Source organism: Bacillus cereus group sp. N8 (genome assembly GCF_016483685.1).
GTDB lineage: Bacteria > Bacillota > Bacilli > Bacillales > Bacillaceae_G > Bacillus_A > Bacillus_A proteolyticus.
Genome location: NZ_JAEHBK010000031.1, coordinates 1 through 18,101, shown reverse-complemented (window position 1 = coordinate 18,101; position 18,101 = coordinate 1). Strand labels below are relative to the sequence as shown.

Here is an 18,101-nt window from a genome sequence, read left to right as displayed (position 1 = left end):
TCCAAATCACCCCCTCATTCGAATGCGCGGATCTACTACGCCATATAAAATATCAGCAATTAAATTACCGAGAATTAACATGAACGATGATAATAATGTGATTGCCATAATAATTGGATAATCAAATCTAAAAATAGCATTCACCCCGAGCGAACCAAGTCCCGGCCATGAGAATACTGTTTCCGTAATGAACGCTCCGCCTACTAAACTCGGAATGGATAATCCGAAAATTGTAATGATTGGTATTAATACATTTCGAAGTACGTGATTAAATAAAACTGTTTTCTTTGAAGCGCCGTACGCATATTGAATTTGTACGTAATCTTCTTCTAATTGCTGGATGGTACTTGAACGAATATATCTCATATAAACAGAGACGTTTTGGAACGCTAGCACCGCGCAAGGTAAAATACCGTGCTGGACAATATCCCATAAGGAATCTTGACCGACTGTGCGCATACCCATACTCGGAAGCATATTCAACTTTAAAGAGAATAAATAGATTAATAGTAACGCGAACCAAAAGACTGGCATTGAGATTCCCACATAGGAGATAAAGTTTACGATGCGATCAAAGATAGAATTCTTTTTCACACCTGTAAATAGTCCAAGCGGTATTGCGATTACAAATGAGACGAGTAAAGATGATCCCATTAACCCAATTGTTGCGGGTAATCTTTCTGTGATAAGTTCTAAAACAGGGCGGTGATTTTGAAGTGAGTATCCAAAATTCCCTGTTAAAATATTTTTTAGCCATAAAATATATTGCATGTAAATCGGTTGATCTAGTCCTAAACTTTTGCGAATACGCTCGACATCAATTGGACTCATATTCGGCGTTACAAAGTTTCGAACGGGATCGCCCGGCGCTAGTTTTATTAATAAAAAAGAAATAATAGAAATAACAAATAAAAGCGGAATTGCATTTAAAAGCCTCTTTGCAATTACTTTATACACAAACTTCCCCCCTCAAGATAAAGTGAAACTTTAATCAGCAGGACTTCCACCTAACTTCCTCGCATTCGCCAAGTTTTGAGGTGCGAGTCTTACTGCCCATTAAAGCGGGATAAAGAAGCTGATTTCCATCAGCTTCTTCATAGTTTCTTATTTCACTTCATAAATCTTCGATAGATCTTCAAACATTGTAACTGGAATTGCTTTTGCTTCTTTTAATCCATCAAACTTTTTATCTACTGCAATAACTGCTTTCGGATATGCGATTGGTAAATAAGGTACGTCTTCTCTAGCTGTCTCTTGAATTTTATGGTATAGCTCTGCACGTTTTGTTTTATCTGTTTCAACTGCAGCTTCTTCCCATAACTTATCGAAATCAGCGTTTTTATATCGTGCATAATTGTATTCAGCATTACTTAAGAATAAGCTCTTATATGAATCTGGCTCAGGTCCCATTATGTAACCACCAAATGTAATGTCATATTCTTTATTCTCTTTATCTAAGCCTTTTTCACTTGCCGCACTAGCATCTAATGCATTTAGTTCAACTTCTAAACCAACTTCTTTTAACTTTTGTTGTGTATATAACGCTAAGCTTTCCATAATTTTATTATTCGTTACATACATCACACGTACTTTTTCTTTATCTTTTACGCCAGCTTTTGCTAATAAATCTTTCGCTTCTTTTTTATCATACTTATACTCTTTAATATCTTTCGCATAATACATAGCGTCTGGCGTTAAGATTGAATTTGCTGGTTCTGCAAATTCACCTGAAACGAATGCTGAGTTAATCATTTCTTTTTTATCTAACGCATGCGCAATTGCTTGGCGCACTTCTTTTTTCTTCATAAGATCAGTATTCATGTTATAAGATAAGTAGAATAATCTACCTTCAGGGAATGTCACCATTGAGAAGTTCCCAGTACTATCTAATTTCTTAAAGTCTTGCGGCTCAATCATCTTCATGTTGATTTGACCATTTTGCAGTGAAACATTTGCTGTATTACGGTCTTTTACAACGCGGTATACGATAGAGTCTAATTTAGCTTTACCACCTACATAATCATCAAATCGATCTAATGCAACGTACTCATCTGATTTATACTCTTTAAACTTAAACGGCCCCGATCCTACAGGCTGTAAGTTTTTCTTACTCTTCACTAAATCTGCTTCCCCTTCAAATACATGTTTCGGAATTGGGAAGAAATCGTTCATAACCCCTTCGAAAGATGCACTTACTTGTGGTAATACGAATTGAGTCGTTAGCTCATCCACTTTTTTCACCTCAAGCGGCTTTCCTTTAAAAATAAAGTTTTCACGGCTTGAACTATTTTGCTTCTCATCTAAAATAGATTGGAATGTAAATACAATATCGTCTGATGTAATTTTCTTACCATCATGCCATTTCAAATTATCTTTTAGTTTTAAAGTCCATGTTAATTGATCCTCTGAAGGCGTAAAGCTTTCAGCAAGAACAAACTTTTTCTTACCGTCTTCCATATGATACAGCGGTGCATATAAAGCTTGCTGTATCGTCAATGACACACGATCATTCGCATAAAGCGGATTCATCGTATCGGGATTGTCGCTAACACCAACTGTTAACGTTCCTCCATCTTTCGGAGTCCCTGATTTACTAGTGTTCGCTTGCTTCGAAGAATCTTTCTCTCCTGAGCAAGCCGCTAATGCAATAAGTAATAGTAGGACAAATGGTAATGCAAACAACTTCTTCTTCATATTTCGACCCCTCTCGACTATTTACACCTATAAGAAAACTCGGAATTAATACCGAGTTTTCTTATAGGTTTTAAATTACCACTACCCGTATGTATTGTCAAACTTTTTCGCAAAGGTAGAAAGTTTGAAATCTATCAATGAATCCTTGCGATAAACTATATTTATGCGGAGGTTAAAATAAAAAGACCACGAATAGATGGCCTCGTAAAATGAGTTGAAAAACTAGCAGCCTACAAGAAATTCCTCTGAAATGGTTGTTATATATAATCGAGAATGTAGAATGGGATTAAAGATAAAAAACATTTTTAGGAGGTTATCATGACATTTGATGAATTGAAAAAAAACAAACCAACAACCCCATGGATTGAGAATGATGAAGATGGGGAGTTTTTCACTGAAGAAAATATAAGTGCAACAAATAAAGTTCTCGACACTTACATTAACAATTTAGAGCAATTGGGTAAGAATCCAACCGAAGTCGAAATAATGCAAGTCGTTAAAGAAGTCGTTGTTAACATAAATGAATTAAATGACGAACATGACTATTTTATCGAAACAATGGAAAGAGAAGATCTCTATGAATTTATCGATACAGCAGCACGAATAGCTGGCTTAGAATCCGAAGAAGACATAACAGAAGAATGGCGGGAATGGTAAACAAGCTGCATACTTGGTGTCTAAATTTACTCCTTCATAAAACTTTGTCCCTTATTCTCCAATTGGAAAATAAGGGACAAACAAAGACAACTCCAATAGAATCCAATACTGATATATATTAAAATTTTCATTCAAATTAATAATATGATTAGATGCTTTTCTAAGTTCTTCTTCTCTAAATAAAATTAATCTATTTTCCAAACTCATTTCTCTAATCAATTACCAAGGCATTTTGAACATAAATATCTTATATTCTTTAAGATGTGTATCTTTAGAGTATTAAATAAACAGAAAAATAGCCGACTCTTTGTATACAACTCGGCTGCTTTCTTATCTTTCAAGCTCTCCCTTACGAAGGAGTTCAACAACTACTTGTGAATGCCCTTTAACACTAGCTTTTGCATTACATTTGAGATGTGTACACGCAGTATAAACAACAAGAACACCACAATCCCAATACACTTTCTCCAAAAATATACGAATCACCAAACAGAGTAACCTATCCCCCAAATAAAAAAGACCACCAAAAGGCAGCCTCAAAACTCAATCCTATTCCCCACTCCACGCTCCACCGCTTTCTCATACAAATACTTCGCAACGATAATATCTACTACTGCTAAACCAACTGATTTAAAAATAGTAATCTCTTCATCATTCTCTCTACCAGCTTTTTCTCCGCTTATAATTTGACCAAGTTCAGCGTGAATGTCGCTAGTTTTAAATAAACCTTCTTTTATTGGCACTAGAAGATCACCTGTTTCTTCTAATGCTGCTTCTTTTGATTCGACTACTACTTTGTTTGCGCTTGTGATGGCGTGAGATGGTAGTTCTTGCATGCTCGGTCTAAATGAACCGACGGCGTTTATGTGGACGCCTTTTTGTAATTTTTCTGAGAAGACTGGTGTAGATGCATTCGTAGTTGTGACGATGATGTCCGCTTCGCTTATTGCTTCATTTGGATTTGTGTAAACGTAGGCCGGTTTGCTGAATTTCTCTTGTATATATTGCGCGAATGCATAGGCTTTTTCTTCCGTTCGGTTGTATAAAATTACTTTTTCAATATCTCTAACCGTGAATACAGCTTCTGCAATTCCTTTTGCCTGTTCACCGGTGCCGATGATACATAAAGTTTTTGCGTTATGACGAGCTAAATGTTTTGTCGCTACTCCTGATAAGGCGCCTGTTCGGATCATCGTTAAATAGGAACCTTCTAAAAGTGCGAGTGGTTCTCCTGTTTGAAAGTCTGATAGCATAACAATTCCATTTATCGTTTTCTTTCCTAACTTCTTATTATGAGGCGCTACCGTTACTACTTTTAAACCAAGAGCTTCAAGCCCTTCCGCTACTGAAGGCATAATTAATGCGGTATTTTGCTCGTTCGCAAATGGTAATGAGCCGCGAATTGGTGTAATCGTTCTTTCTGCTGAAAATTCTTTTAAAGCAAGCGCCGCGTATTCAATGACTTCATTCATATTTACTAAGTTTTTTTGCTCGTTCGCGCTTATGACTAGCATATTTGTTCACCCTTTCCTATATTCTTCTCCTCACTTTGTGCTATATTTTCATTCACGACCTGCGCTCCTACTAAATCACCCGTAATATTTACAACCGTGTGGCCCATATCAACGAGCGGAGAAACAGCTGCGATGATCGGGATAATTGTTAGCGGGAGCCCTAGTGTAGAAAGTAAAATGGTCGCGGTAATAACGTCCGCACCTTTTACTCCGGCACAGCCCGCTGCAAGGACAATTCCTAAAAATACAGTTTGCATAATAAGCCCAAATGTAATCGGAATTCCGTATACATTTAATGCGAAGACCGCTAAAACACCGAGCGCCGCTGATAATCCGTTCATATTAACAGTAGCTCCAAGCGGAATGGTGAAACCAGCTACCGATTCAGGGATACGAAGCCTTTTTTGCGCAACTTCCATCGTTACTGGAAGAGTAGCGCTACTCGATGTTGTACTAGCAGCTACGAGCATAGCTGGACTCACTTGTTTGTAGAAATGAATTGGGCTTATTTTCCCGAAAACTTTCAGTACAATTGGGTACATAATGAACACAATGAGTAGCAATGATAAATAATCAGCTACTACATAGCTAACGACCGCAGTAAGCATTTCAGCTCCAAATGTGCCAACTACATGAGCAATTAACGCCATAATCCCATATGGTGCAAATCCGATAACGAGCTCTGCAATTTTAATCATGACTCCTGATCCTTCATGCACTAATTTACGAATTCCTTTCGCTTGATCCCCGAGAAGAATAAGTGCCACCCCGACAAAAATAGCAAAGATTATAATTTGAAGCATACTCGTTTCTGAAGCTGCTTGAATGACGTTAGAAGGAAACCATTGCACGATATTATCTACAAAACTAAACTTCTCTTCTTTAAAGTTCTGTCCATTCGCAAGAAGACCTTCTACTCCTTTACCAGGGTTGATAATAAAAGCGATCACTACGCCAATACTAGTCGCTAATACAGCAGTAATTGCATAGTAAATAAAAATTCTCCCGCCAATTGCCCTTAACATTTTCGGATTTTCAAGCTGCGCGATACCTGAGACGATACTTAAAAAAGTTAAAGGAACGATAATCATTTGTAATAAACGAATAAATATATCCCCAATCGGTTTTAAAACAGCTACTTTCGGTCCAAATACTACCCCTAACGCAATACCGATTAATGCCCCTATCAAGATTTTCACAGGTAAATTTAATTTTCGCCACCACTTCATCCAAAGGTCCCTCCCCTTAAGAAAACATTAAGCTAACAAAAACCCCCGATTCAAAACATCTCTCGGATCTACAACGAACTGATGGAATCCTGTAATAAACGCATTCCCCGTTACTTTCGGAACGACTGCTTCATATTTATCTACCTCTGTTAAAGATAATACTTCTCCTTCAAATTGGCCGTCAGTAATACATTCGTGGATGAAAATCTCTCCCTTTTGTAAAGCATCTTTTTCAAAAAGAGTTGCGATTCTTGCGGAAGTTCCTGTGCCGCAAGGGGAACGATCTACTTGCCCATCAGCAAAGATTGTTACATTTCGTAAAGTAGCGTCTTTTCCTTTCGGCTCATCTGAGAAAATAACGCCGTATATTCCTTTTAAACCTTCTTCAAGTGGATGTTTCACTTCCATTTGACTCTCGATATAGTGTTTAATTTTACCGCCCCACGTTTGAATAGCAGATAAATCTTTGAAATCAACTTTCAAACCAAATTCTTTACTATCTACTACCGCATAAAATGCTCCGCCAAATGCGATATCTACTTGAAATTCATAGTCATCTATTTTGATAGGAACGTCTTTCTTATATACGAACGAAGGAACATTTTCAAATGATACGGAATCTACTTCGCTCCCGTTAAATTTTGCGTACGCAATAACTTCCCCGGCAGGGCTATCAATAATGAATTTTTGTTTTTCACCTGTCACTTCAAACATCCCTGTTTCAATTCCTACTGTAACGACAGCAATAATGCCGTGACCACACATCGTACTCCAGCCTTCATTGTGCATAAATAGTACGCCAAAATCAGCATGAGCACTTGCAGGCGGTGTAATGATACAACCGTACATGCCGTGATGTCCTCTCGGTTCATACATAAGAACCTCGCGAAGGTGATCCAAATGTTCCATACAGTATGCACGTCTTTCAAGTTGCGTTTCTCCCTTGATCTCTGGCACTCCGCCCGTAATAATTCGAAGCGGTTCCCCAGCTACATGAGCATCAATTGTTGTGTATATTTTACTAACCTTCATTTCTATCTCTCCTCTATATGTTGATACTATTTTCAATGCAAATACTATGCCAAATCACAAAGCATTAATTTGTTTACATTTTTCTGAAAAAGGTGTATCCTTTTGGCAACAAATCTGTATACTACTGTCTACTTTTTTATAAAACCAGTGGTGATTTTATAAATCCCCTACTGATTTTCAGCCCACAAATAGCGGGATAAATTCTTTGGAGGCCATGTTATGAAACAATTCGATACCTTTGCAGTTCCAACGTTGCATACACTCCTCTCTTACGTGGAAGAAGCGATTTCTATCGTAAATACGGAAGGAGTTATGCTGTACTGGAATGAGGCAGCAGAAAAAATGTATAACATAAAAAAAGAAAATATTATCGGAAGAAACGTGCAGGAGTTCTTTTCAAAAGAAGATATTATGAATTTGAAAGTTCTTGAGAGCGGGCAACCGGTTCGGGATATTTATCATCTTCCTCGGCCAGATAAGCACGTCTTAATTAGTACGACTCCTATTTATGATGAAAACAATGAATTAGTTGGTTCTATGTCTGTAGAAAGAGATATTACCGCGACAATTAAGTTAAATGAAAAATTATCCTCTACTTCTGAAGAATTACAGCAATTAAAGCAAATGATTCAACATCAACAAGATGACCCCTTCAGCACGATTAAAGGTAATAACGCAACACTTCAGCACATTATCCACAACATGAAAAAGGTAGCAAAAACTGATGCGACGATTTTAATTACAGGAGAAAGCGGCGTTGGGAAAGAGCTATTTGCCCAGGCCATTCACGAAGCAAGCCTTAGAAACAAGCAACCCTTTATCCCGATTAATTGCGGCGCTATTCCTGCCGCTCTCTTTGAAAGTGAGTTATTCGGTTATGAATCTGGGGCATATACTGGAGCCGCTAAAGGCGGAAAAGCAGGAAAGTTAGAATTAGCAAATGGCGGTACTTTATTTTTAGATGAAGTGGGAGAACTCCCCCTTGATATGCAAGTGAAACTACTTCGCGCTTTACAAGAAAAAGAGATTTACCGGATTGGCGGACAAACGCCGAAAAAAATAAACGTAAGAATTATTGCCGCGACGAATCGTATTTTAGAAGATATGGTGCTCAGCGGAACTTTTCGATCTGATTTGTTTTATAGATTAAATGTTTTCACAGCGCACATCCCGCCGCTAAGAGAGCGCACAGACGATATTTCCTTTTTAACTCATCATTTCTTAAAAGAATTTTCGTTTAAATATAACAAGCCCGCTCCATTCGTTCATCAAGAAGCAATGAATCGATTGCATACATATTTTTGGCCGGGTAATATTCGTGAACTACGCAATATAATAGAAAGATTAATTGTCCTTCATGACGGGAAAGAAATACGCGAAGCAAATATTTTGCAGCTATTGCCTTCGCAAAAATCTGTCCATCTTACAGAGCGCTCACTCCTTGATGAGAAAAAGAACTTAGAGAAAACTAGAATTATACAAGCTCTCGAAGACACGTACGGAAACAAAAGCATCACTGCGAAAAAGTTAGGCATGTCCCGGGCTAATTTATATAAGAAACTGAAGAAATACGGGATTACTTATGAAGTAGAACATTGAGCAGTGTGGGGACTTACAACCAGCCAACCACTAAACAAAAAATCCCCCGAAACCCGGGGGACCCCATCAAACCCTAACCGCCACAACATCCGGCACTTGCCTTACAATCTCCTCACCAATCTTTATACTAGCCGTCGCTGCTGGAGATGGTGCATTACAAATATGCAAAGAATTAATGCCAGGGATAATGCAGAAGTCATCAACCATATTTCCGTTTGATAAAATAGCTTGTGCCCTTACACCTGCATGAGTTGGCACGATATCTTTCTCTGTAAGTTCTGGTATTAAGCGCTGTAAGCTTTTTAGGAATGATTGTTTACTAAATGAGCGCACCATTTCTTTTATGCCTTCTTTCATATTTGGCATTGCCATTTTCCAGAAGCCTGTGTATGTCATTGTTTCCATGAAGTCTTTAATGTCAAAGTCCGTTTTCGTATAACCTTCTCGCTTAAAGCTTAATACTGCGTTTGGTCCTGCATGTACGTCTCCGTTTATCATTCTTGTGAAATGAACACCTAAAAACGGGAATTCTGGATTTGGAACTGGATAAATTAAATGTTTTACGAGATGACGTTTTTCCGGGACGAGTTCATAATATTCACCGCGGAACGGAACGATTTTCATATCCGTCAATATGCCTGTCTTTTTCGCAATACGATCGCTATGTAAGCCGGCGCAGTTAATGAGAAATTTCGTTTTAAATGTGCCTTTGTTTGTCTCAATTGTTACGGCGTCTTTCTTCTCAGTAATACGCTCTGCGGCTGTTCCTAAATGTACTTCTCCTCCGCTTTCTTGAATGAAGCGAGCAAATGCATAACTTACTCCTTTATAATCAGCAATCCCGCAAGAGGGAACACGGATTGCCCCAAGTCCTTTTACATGAGGTTCAATTTCAGCTAATTCTTCCTTATCTATTTTTTCAATACGTAAATCGTTTTGTAAGCCTCTTTCATATAAGTTATGTAAAAGAGGAAGTTCTTCTTTTTCTGTAGCGACAATTACTTTTCCGCACATGTCATAAGCGATGTCATTTTCTTTACAAAATTGAACCATAGCTGCGTTTCCTTCTTTGGCAAACTTCGCTTTATAACTCCCTGGTTTATAATAAATTCCAGAATGAATTACTCCGCTATTATGTCCAGTTTGATGATGTGCAAGTTCCTTTTCTTTTTCAATGATCGCGATTTTCGCACGAGGGAATTTTTTCGTTAAAGCCATTCCAGTTGAAAGGCCAACAATTCCTCCGCCAATAATTATAAAGTCATACATCCTACTTCCCCCTTAATATGATGAAAGGCAGGCCTTTTTTAAGACCCGCCGTACAAACTTATTTAGAAAAACAACCACGTTGACGCATTAGTTCTCTATATAAATCTTTATTTTTCTCAAATGCAGCTCTTCCGTGCATCCAAAATAAGTTGTTTAAAAGAACTAAGTCACCAATTGGTAATTTCAATGCATGTGTTGCTGGTGAATTTTCAACAGAATATGATAGGTCTTTCAAATAGTTTGCTTGTTCAATATTATCTGGATAAGCGAACTGATCAATAAAGCAAATACACGGTGCGTTATTTACGTCAAAAAATGTTTCACGATAGACGATTTCTTGTGAATTTTTACTTGGTGGTGCTTTATACGTAATTTTAACAGATGCGAGTGAATGCTCTCTAAATTTCTGAAGATCTTCCCAATCGTCTAAATGTAATAAACGAGATTCTCCGCCTACTGCATTTTGCTCTTCAATTTTCATCATAAGAAGCCAATCTGTCGGTTCATCAACGAATGTTCCGTCTGTATGCAGTGTAAACAATCGGTACGCTTGACGAAGGTAAGAATCACTACTATCCGTATCTTTCACATTAAATCTAGCATAATACGTTCCTGTCATTGCATCAAAGTTTGGCTCCCCGATTAAATGTGTTAATGCTGTTGCAAATTTCACATAGTCTGCTGGATCTGATGTTTCACCTTGTACCCCAATTGTAAATCCGCCCGTTTCACGGTCATGAATAATGCCGCGAATGTTATCCATAAATGATTGCCCAAAAATCTTTCTCATTCCATCCGCAAGATTAAACCGAGAATAAGGAATGTATTGCAGTGACTGCTCTGAATGCTCTTTTACCTCTTCAAAAAACTGCTTAAGCAATTGCTGGTTTAGCGTAATATGGTATAAACGTTTATGCTCTGGATGAGGAGCAATTTCATACCCTTCATATTTCTTTGCAAATTTCATCTTCGCATTTTGTTCTGTAATAATCGACATTTCAATTCCTCCCTAATTTAAATATGAAGAACGTATTGACGCTTTTTACAGACAGTTATCCTTATCTTCTTATGCTGAGATTCGGTCTTACTGTCCTAACAACGAAAAAGCCAGTTATACGCATACCACGACATAAAATCGTAGAAACGTACAACTGGCTCATAATTACGAATGTTCTTTAATCTCTTAAAGTACAATAATAATAGACAGTTTGTATGAAAATATTTGTAAAACAGGAAAGCAAGATCGGATATAGAGAAGGCTAATTTCTCGTATGGATCTTATTAATTAAATAATAATTCAAAATATTCTAACTGTCAATTCGTTTTTTATTATTTTCTCGACAAACTTTACACATTTTACAAATCCCCTTACTTTCTGCGCACCCTCTTTTTTTCTCCTCTTGTTTCACAGTTTGAACTTCATTTAACTTTTTCATCTTTCTTACCTCCCAAATAAAATAAGCCAGTCGTATCCCGTTAACGGAAATACAACTGGCTCTCGTTTATGGCGATATAAAGTGAAACTTTGATCAGTGGGGACGTAGTTCATCCCCACTGATCATTAGTTTCACCAATCGGGCATTTACGGGCAGTTGATCTGTGGAGATCTTACTGCGCGTTAATGCGGGATAAACTAGACAGTTTTTATGGTGTTGTTTCCTCGTACTCTCCTTCTAGCTGTTCATCATTTAAATAACTTACATATTGGCGATGCAAATCTTTTACCGCACTGACAATAGCATTTTGCGCTTTTCCTTGATAATGGTCCATAATATCTTGAACGATTTCTTCAATACCATCTTGCAAACTATGTCCTCTCAACATTTGAGCGACGAAGTCCCTACCATGCTCTGTCGCAAGCGTACATGACGCTTCAATAATGACGTGATATTTATGATCTGCCTCAATTGTAATCGTTAATGTTTCGTACATACTGCGAACAGCCATCCCTTTCGGAAGTCTCGAATGTCCTGCCATAAAAAATGTCCCTTTACGCATATTTCATCCTCCGTTACTATGTTTTTTACTGTTTATACTTGATCTACGTATACTGTCTTTATTCTCGTATAAAATTCTTTCGCTGCTTTTCCTTGTTCACGCGGTCCAGCACTAGAGTTTTTCATTCCACCAAACGGAACTTGTGGTTCTGCTCCTGCAGTTTCTGAATTCACATGAACCATTCCAACTTCCATATCATCAATAAACCTTTGCGACAAACTTAAATTATTTGTACAAATCGATGCACTTAATCCGTATTCTGTATCATTTGCTAAAGAAACTGCTTCTTCATAACTATTCACTTTAAATAAACATATAACTGGGCCGAAAATCTCTTCTTTTGCAATGCGTGCATCTTTGTCTACATTTTCAAAAATAGTCGGTAAAACATAACACCCTCGCTGCAGCTCAGCTTTGTCTGGTACGCTACCTCCATACAGTAACGAAGCCTCTCCTTTTCCTACTTCAATCATCGATAGAACAGATTGCTGCTGCCCCTTTGAAACACATGGACCCATAAATGTATTACTATATAGCGGATTCCCAACTGTAAGAGCTTCAGTGCGCTGTAACAGTCGATCACGGAATGTTTCATAAATGCCCTCTTCAACTATTACTCTACTTGTTGCGGTACATTTTTGCCCCGTTGACATAAACGCACCTTTTATCGCAATATTTACCGCCTTTTCAATATCGGCATCTTTTAATACAACTAACGGATTTTTTCCGCCCATCTCTAATTGTACTTTTTTCCTAGTTTCAACGGCTGCTTTCTGAATGATATTTCCAACGTGATTAGAGCCAGTAAAAGATACCGCTTTTATATCAGGGTTTCCCGTTAATTCTGCTCCAACTTCAGAACCTTTGCCGAATACACAATTTATAACGCCCGCTGGAATACCAGCCTCATGAAAAGCATTCACAAGATGGTACACCGATTTTGGCGTAACTTCAGCCGGCTTAATGACAATCGTATTTCCGTAAATAAGTGCCGGCGCCATTTTCCACGCTGGAATCGCAATTGGGAAGTTCCACGGCGTAATTAATCCGACTGGTCCTACTGCTACACGTTTACTGTAAAGCATCGTACTTTCATTAGCAGATGGGATGATCTCTCCAATCGGCTGATTTGCTTCCCCGGCATAATATTCAAGAATGCTAATCGCTCGCTTCGTCTCTCCTATTCCTTCTGCAATCGTCTTTCCTTCTTCATTCGTTACATCCCGCCCAACTTCATTTACCTTTTCTTTTAAAATAGCTGCCGCTTTCCATAAATAACTTGCTCTCTCTTGGAACGATAACTTTTGCCATTTATGAAAAGCTTCTTTCGCTGATGCGATTGCAACTCGTGTATCTTCTACTGAACTAAACGGGAATTCACCTAACACTTCCCCGTTATGCGGATTATAATTTTTCACATATGCATTCGTGGAAGGCTCTCTCCACTCACCGTTTATATAATTGAAAAACTTCATTCCCCTGCCCCCACCATTTTTATTTTGATAGTTTCGCAATAGCAGCTTCTAAAATAGTAAGCCCTTCTTCAAGCTGTTCATCCGTTATAACAAGAGGCGGCAAGAAGCGAAGTACGTTACTATAAATACCGGCGCTTATCGTAATGACCCCTTTACTATGCGTTTCCTTCATAATTGCTTTCACTTCTTCTGTCGCTGGCTCTTTTGTTTCTCTATCTTTTACAAGCTCGATTGCAGTCATCGCGCCGATTCCTCTCACATCACCGACTAGCTCGTATTTCTCTTTCCAACTATTAAATACTTCCATCATACGTGCGCCAATTTCAGCGGCGCGATTTACTAAATTCTCTTCTTCTATAATATCTAAAACAGCTAATGCAGCTGCGCAAGCAACTGGACTTCCAGAGAATGTACCTCCAAGTTGACCAGGGCCAGGCGCATCCATTAGTTCCGCTCTTCCTGTTACTGCGCTAAGTGGCATTCCAGCAGCGATTGATTTTGAGAAAGTCATTAAATCAGGAGCTACGCCGAAATGATCCATTGCAAATAAGCTGCCCGTACGAGCGAAACCAGTTTGAATTTCATCCGCAATCATAATGATTCCGTACTTATCACAAATATTCCGGACACCTTGCATGAATGTAGTCGTCGGAACGATAAATCCACCTTCTCCTTGAAGTGGCTCCAAAATAATCGCAGCGATATTATCACTTGCTACTTCCTCTAACATAAAGCGTTCGAAATACGCTAAAATTTGTGCATCTACTTCTTCTTGTGCTAGCCCTTCGTCAGCACGGTAATAATACGGATATGGTAATTTATATACTTCTGATGCAAACGGTCCAAATCCATGTTTGTACGGTTTCACCTTACTTGTCAGTGACATCGTCAAAAGTGTACGCCCGTGATATGCACGCTCAAACGAAACAATCGCGCTTCTTCCAGTTGCTTTTCTAGCAATCTTCACCGCATTTTCTACTGCTTCAGCTCCGCTGTTCGCAAACATCGTTTTTTTCTTGAAATCACCTGGCGTTAACTCATTCAGCCTTTCCGCCAATGTAATATAACTTTCATACGGCGCTACATGAAAACAACTATGAATAGAAGATTCCACTTGATCTTGAATCGCCTTTACTACTTTCGGATGACAATGCCCGACGTTTTGCATGCCAATTCCGCCCGCAAAGTCTATTAATTCGTTACCATCAACATCAGTAATAATCGCGCCTTTTGCTGATTGCACATACAACTCTGTAATATTGTAAGGTCCTTCTGGCACTGCATTTTTTCTTCTTTCATGTAATATGCTAGATTTTATAGTTGTAATATCCTTCTTCTCTTTCAACATGGTATATACCCCTTTTCTTATTTGTCTTCTAAACTAACTTCCGAATCTTTTATAATCGCAAAATCATTCAACTTTTGCTTATCTAACTTTCTAACTCTTAGGAAATAGCTTATTATTACTAGGATCGTAGCTAGTAATGTCATGTAAAACTGCATACGCATATCTGCTATAAATGCTTGTGAAACAAAGATCGTAACAATCATTAAAAGCGTTGCATATGTGAGATAAGGGAATAACCACATTTTCACTTTCAGCTTGCCAGCCCCTTCTCTTTCCCTCTCTCGTCTTAATATGACATGTGAAACGGCAACGAACATATACATAAGCATCGTTACCCCGCCTGAACTATTCGCTAAAAACGCAAACAGTTTATCAGGAGATATAAATTTCAACATCGCGCAAATAAATGCAAATACGATACTTGCATAGATCGCTACAACCGGCGTCCCTCTACTATTTAATCGTGAAAAACTAGCCGGAGCATCTCCTTTTTTAGCAAGTGAAAATAACATACGCGAACTCGTATATATACCTGAGTTCATAACGGAAAGTAGTGATAGAAAGACAACACCATTCATAATTTCTGCGGCTGCAGGTACTCCTGCCATATTAAATAAACTTGCATACGGAAGTTTTAATAACTCCTTATCCGTCCACGGAATAAACATAACTAAAATCGTTACCGAACCTACGAAGAAAAGCATAAGGCGCCATACAACACTATTAATAGCTCGTATAACATTCTTCTCTGGATTTTCCGATTCTCCGGCTGCAATCGCTGCTACTTCACTTCCTGATAACGAGAAAGAAATAAACACAACGCTCAGTAAGACAGGGACAATTCCATTCGGGAAGAAACCACCGTGTTCCGTAATAACAGAAAGACTCGGTCTATCCACCCCTGGAACAAGACCAAAAAACATCGAAACGCCTAAAATTAAAAACGCAACAATCGCAATAACTTTAATAAACGCTAGCCAATATTCAAACTCACCGTACAGTTTTACTGAATATACATTCGTCATCGTCATTAAAAGAACCATACATAAACTCGCAATCCATGCTGGCACTGAAGGGAACCAATTGTTAATCATCACGCCTAAAAGCACCGCTTCAATTGCGATAATAATGACCCAGTTAAACCAATATAACCACCCAATCGTATACCCTGCCCACGGCCCAATTGCTTTGTTCGCATACGTTGCGAAAGAACCGCTATCAGGATTTTCCGCTGCCATCTCTCCTAACATCCGCATCACAAGCACAACCATTAAAGCGCCGATGATGTAGGACAAAATCGCTGCTGGACCCGTCGATTGAATAATCGTTCCACTTCCTACAAACAAACCACCACCGATAACCCCGCCGATCGAAATCATTGTTATATGCCGAGTTTTTAAATCCTTCTGTAACTCTTTTTTCTCTTTAGCCAAACAATTCACCAGCCCCTCCATTAGCGTGGACGTACACCATACTCCATTGACAACGCTTTCTAAAAATCCCCTCCTACTTTAAGTAAAAAATAAAAAGAGCCAGAAAAACAACGCATACAACTGCATTGAATTTTACTGCCCCTATCCTTATGGCTCGTCCTCCTGCTAAGGAAGTTCAAGTGGAAAGAAGTTGTTCCTCTATTCATTTTCAAAAAGGCATTCGGGCTTACAGGGAGGCTAATCACTGTCATCCGTTAATAAGTTAATCATAATACAAATAAACTGAATATTCAATGTTCAGTTTCGCAAATTTCATGAATAAAAAAAGAAAATTCTCTCGCCCAGGCACATATACTGTTCAAAAGTAAAAAGGAAGTGATCTCATGTACTATGGAACAAAAGGCTGGTACGTAGCTGAACTAAAGAAATTAGGCGTCCGCTATCATGAAGGACGAAAGCTAGAAAGCTACCGCGGACACGTATTACGTAATTTACTAATTGCACAACAAGAGAAGACGAAAGAAGAGTAATCTGCGATCGATTGATTCTTGGAATATATCGGCGTTTCGACCTGGAATATCGACTTATCGACAAATCCCACCTCTATTCCACCAACCAATCACACATACTGCTAAAATAATGCAAACCAAAAAAGGTCACCCAAATGGGTGACCTTTCTTTCTTATTCACAAACAAGAATTTGTCTAGAAAATGATCCTTTTCTTGTGATACAGCGGTCTTTAATTTCAAATCCCGCTTCATGAATCATGTCGTCCATTGTTTCCATCGTGACAACGACTACTTTTTTTGCAATGCGGCGCGCACTTGAAAGAATCGAGAGTTGATCTTCTGGTGTTGCGTGCGTAAATAGGTCGTACGGCATATCGATAATTGCGACGTCGTAGTTCTCAGTAATTTCTTCAATTGGGCCTTTTGTTACTGTTCCTTCAAATCCGAAATGTGCGATGTTTTTTCTCGTTCCAAGAACTACAAGTGGATTAATATCTCTACCAACAATGTTAATTCCCATAGAAAGTGCTTCTACTACTACTGTTCCAATTCCGCAGCACGGGTCAATTGCTCGTACTCCATCTGGGTTTGGTACAGCGATATTTGCGACAGCTCTAGCAACACGGGTGCTCAGTGATGTCGAATAGCTATGCGGTTTTTTTATGTGATGATACCAAACCGGATCACTTTCTACATAGTGCCCGAAGTACCAGCGTCCTCCAAGAGGAACAATCCCGAATACACGCTCTGGATTACGAACATCAGCTTCTCCTTCAATATGCATGCCAAGGTCTCGTTCAATAAGGCGTCTTTCCCCATATTCAATTTTATTTTCTTTACCAAGATCATTAATTTTAACGAAGATAACTTTGAATGTCGCTCCCGCTAAATCAATTTGTTCCACTTGTTCTAAAATGCTTTCTAAGTCGTCCCCTTCATACATAACCTCAACGCGCTCTTTAATAAACGGACTTCTACTCGGAGCAATCTTGACTTCACTTTTCAAAATATTAACGTGAGACTCCATCCCAAAGAACGAACGCATTTCCAAGTAACATAAAGCACGTTCCTCTTCTCGAAACGCATACGTATATATACATGCAGGTGTTTTACTATGATTATTCAATCTATTATCATCCTTTATCGTTTTAAATTGTTATGATTACAATTACTCGAATACTATTTATATAAAATTAAATGATATCACATGCCCGAAATAAAGAGAAACCTTTATAATTTGTTTTATAAATAAAAAGAGACTGCCTATGGTCTTATCCCTGTCAAGTAGACAATATTAAAAAGACTAAGCAGCCATCGAGATTCGATATTCTATCGGAGCTCGG

16 protein-coding genes and 1 pseudogene are annotated in these 18,101 nt (G+C 38.4%); 3 read left to right on the top strand and 14 right to left on the bottom strand.

The window, feature by feature from the left end:
• Positions 1-6: 6 nt before the first annotated feature.
• Both JDS80_RS25670 and JDS80_RS25665 read right to left on the bottom strand, forming a co-directional pair.
• On the bottom strand, positions 7-957 hold the full coding sequence (locus JDS80_RS25670; protein ID WP_199640262.1) for an ABC transporter permease subunit: 951 nt from the start codon (positions 955-957) through the stop codon (positions 7-9).
• Positions 958-1,104: 147 nt separating this feature from the next.
• Positions 1,105-2,694: an ABC transporter substrate-binding protein gene (locus JDS80_RS25665; protein ID WP_199640261.1), complete on the bottom strand. Its 1,590-nt coding sequence runs from the start codon at positions 2,692-2,694 to the stop codon at positions 1,105-1,107.
• Positions 2,695-3,012: 318 nt separating this feature from the next.
• Between JDS80_RS25665 and JDS80_RS25660 the strand changes: the two genes are divergently transcribed.
• On the top strand, positions 3,013-3,351 hold the full coding sequence (locus tag JDS80_RS25660) for a hypothetical protein (RefSeq protein ID WP_199640260.1): 339 nt from the start codon (positions 3,013-3,015) through the stop codon (positions 3,349-3,351).
• A gap of 330 nt (positions 3,352-3,681) precedes the next feature.
• Here the strand turns inward: JDS80_RS25660 and JDS80_RS32400 are convergent.
• From JDS80_RS32400 to JDS80_RS25645, 4 genes and pseudogenes are all read right to left on the bottom strand, one after another.
• Positions 3,682-3,779: pseudogene (locus tag JDS80_RS32400) on the bottom strand (hypothetical protein); the annotation flags it as partial.
• Positions 3,780-3,887: 108 nt separating this feature from the next.
• Entirely contained in the window at positions 3,888-4,865 is a 978-nt protein-coding gene (locus JDS80_RS25655; protein WP_199640259.1) for an ornithine cyclodeaminase family protein, read from the bottom strand.
• Positions 4,859-6,094, bottom strand: coding sequence for a dicarboxylate/amino acid:cation symporter (locus JDS80_RS25650; RefSeq protein ID WP_199640258.1), 1,236 nt, complete (start codon positions 6,092-6,094; stop codon positions 4,859-4,861). Before JDS80_RS25650 ends, JDS80_RS25655 begins: the two co-directional genes overlap by 7 nt.
• Positions 6,095-6,121: 27 nt before the next feature.
• Positions 6,122-7,126, bottom strand: coding sequence for a proline racemase family protein (locus tag JDS80_RS25645; RefSeq protein ID WP_206774682.1), 1,005 nt, complete (start codon positions 7,124-7,126; stop codon positions 6,122-6,124).
• A 219-nt stretch (positions 7,127-7,345) separates the two neighbouring features.
• Between JDS80_RS25645 and JDS80_RS25640 the strand changes: the two genes are divergently transcribed.
• Entirely contained in the window at positions 7,346-8,725 is a 1,380-nt protein-coding gene (locus JDS80_RS25640; RefSeq protein WP_199640257.1) for a sigma-54 interaction domain-containing protein, read from the top strand.
• 66 nt (positions 8,726-8,791) lie between these two features.
• Here the strand turns inward: JDS80_RS25640 and lhgO are convergent, their stop codons facing one another.
• From lhgO to JDS80_RS25610, 7 genes are all read right to left on the bottom strand, one after another.
• Entirely contained in the window at positions 8,792-9,994 is a 1,203-nt protein-coding gene (gene lhgO, locus JDS80_RS25635; protein WP_199640256.1) for an L-2-hydroxyglutarate oxidase, read from the bottom strand.
• A gap of 58 nt (positions 9,995-10,052) precedes the next feature.
• Entirely contained in the window at positions 10,053-10,991 is a 939-nt protein-coding gene (gene glaH / locus JDS80_RS25630) for a glutarate dioxygenase GlaH (protein WP_199640255.1), read from the bottom strand.
• 310 nt (positions 10,992-11,301) lie between these two features.
• On the bottom strand, positions 11,302-11,430 hold the full coding sequence (locus JDS80_RS31985) for a hypothetical protein (RefSeq protein WP_002201607.1): 129 nt from the start codon (positions 11,428-11,430) through the stop codon (positions 11,302-11,304).
• A 208-nt stretch (positions 11,431-11,638) separates the two neighbouring features.
• Positions 11,639-11,992: a DUF3870 domain-containing protein gene (locus JDS80_RS25625; protein ID WP_001225454.1), complete on the bottom strand. Its 354-nt coding sequence runs from the start codon at positions 11,990-11,992 to the stop codon at positions 11,639-11,641.
• A gap of 32 nt (positions 11,993-12,024) precedes the next feature.
• Positions 12,025-13,467: an aldehyde dehydrogenase family protein gene (locus JDS80_RS25620; RefSeq protein WP_199640254.1), complete on the bottom strand. Its 1,443-nt coding sequence runs from the start codon at positions 13,465-13,467 to the stop codon at positions 12,025-12,027.
• Between the two features lie 19 nt (positions 13,468-13,486).
• Positions 13,487-14,815: a 4-aminobutyrate--2-oxoglutarate transaminase gene (gene gabT, locus JDS80_RS25615; protein ID WP_199640253.1), complete on the bottom strand. Its 1,329-nt coding sequence runs from the start codon at positions 14,813-14,815 to the stop codon at positions 13,487-13,489.
• 17 nt (positions 14,816-14,832) lie between these two features.
• Positions 14,833-16,257, bottom strand: a complete 1,425-nt coding sequence (locus JDS80_RS25610; RefSeq protein ID WP_199640252.1) for an amino acid permease — start codon at positions 16,255-16,257, stop codon at positions 14,833-14,835.
• Between the two features lie 374 nt (positions 16,258-16,631).
• On the opposite strand from JDS80_RS25610, the gene JDS80_RS25605 reads away from it, so the two are divergent.
• Positions 16,632-16,778, top strand: coding sequence for a YflJ family protein (locus JDS80_RS25605; RefSeq protein ID WP_000291372.1), 147 nt, complete (start codon positions 16,632-16,634; stop codon positions 16,776-16,778).
• Between the two features lie 152 nt (positions 16,779-16,930).
• Here the strand turns inward: JDS80_RS25605 and JDS80_RS25600 are convergent, their stop codons facing one another.
• Positions 16,931-17,884 carry a TRM11 family SAM-dependent methyltransferase gene (locus JDS80_RS25600; protein ID WP_199640251.1) on the bottom strand — a complete coding sequence of 318 codons (954 nt, stop codon included), beginning with the start codon at positions 17,882-17,884 and terminating at the stop codon, positions 16,931-16,933.
• Between the last annotated feature and the right edge of the window lie 217 nt (positions 17,885-18,101).

Excerpts from the sequence above, each read along its gene's own strand:
- JDS80_RS25650 (WP_199640258.1), bottom strand. The coding sequence starts at position 6,094 with ATGAAGTGGTGGCGAAAATTAAATTTACCTGTGAAAATCTTGATAGGG.
- JDS80_RS25660 (WP_199640260.1), top strand. The coding sequence starts at position 3,013 with ATGACATTTGATGAATTGAAAAAAAACAAACCAACAACCCCATGGATT.
- JDS80_RS25620 (WP_199640254.1), bottom strand. The coding sequence starts at position 13,467 with ATGAAGTTTTTCAATTATATAAACGGTGAGTGGAGAGAGCCTTCCACG.
- lhgO (WP_199640256.1), bottom strand. The coding sequence starts at position 9,994 with ATGTATGACTTTATAATTATTGGCGGAGGAATTGTTGGCCTTTCAACT.
- JDS80_RS25645 (WP_206774682.1), bottom strand. The coding sequence starts at position 7,126 with ATGAAGGTTAGTAAAATATACACAACAATTGATGCTCATGTAGCTGGG.
- JDS80_RS25625 (WP_001225454.1), bottom strand. The coding sequence starts at position 11,992 with ATGCGTAAAGGGACATTTTTTATGGCAGGACATTCGAGACTTCCGAAA.
- JDS80_RS25665 (WP_199640261.1), bottom strand. The coding sequence starts at position 2,694 with ATGAAGAAGAAGTTGTTTGCATTACCATTTGTCCTACTATTACTTATT.
- JDS80_RS25605 (WP_000291372.1), top strand. The coding sequence starts at position 16,632 with ATGTACTATGGAACAAAAGGCTGGTACGTAGCTGAACTAAAGAAATTA.
- JDS80_RS25655 (WP_199640259.1), bottom strand. The coding sequence starts at position 4,865 with ATGCTAGTCATAAGCGCGAACGAGCAAAAAAACTTAGTAAATATGAAT.
- glaH (WP_199640255.1), bottom strand. The coding sequence starts at position 10,991 with ATGTCGATTATTACAGAACAAAATGCGAAGATGAAATTTGCAAAGAAA.
- gabT (WP_199640253.1), bottom strand. The coding sequence starts at position 14,815 with ATGTTGAAAGAGAAGAAGGATATTACAACTATAAAATCTAGCATATTA.
- JDS80_RS25640 (WP_199640257.1), top strand. The coding sequence starts at position 7,346 with ATGAAACAATTCGATACCTTTGCAGTTCCAACGTTGCATACACTCCTC.
- JDS80_RS31985 (WP_002201607.1), bottom strand. The coding sequence starts at position 11,430 with ATGAAAAAGTTAAATGAAGTTCAAACTGTGAAACAAGAGGAGAAAAAA.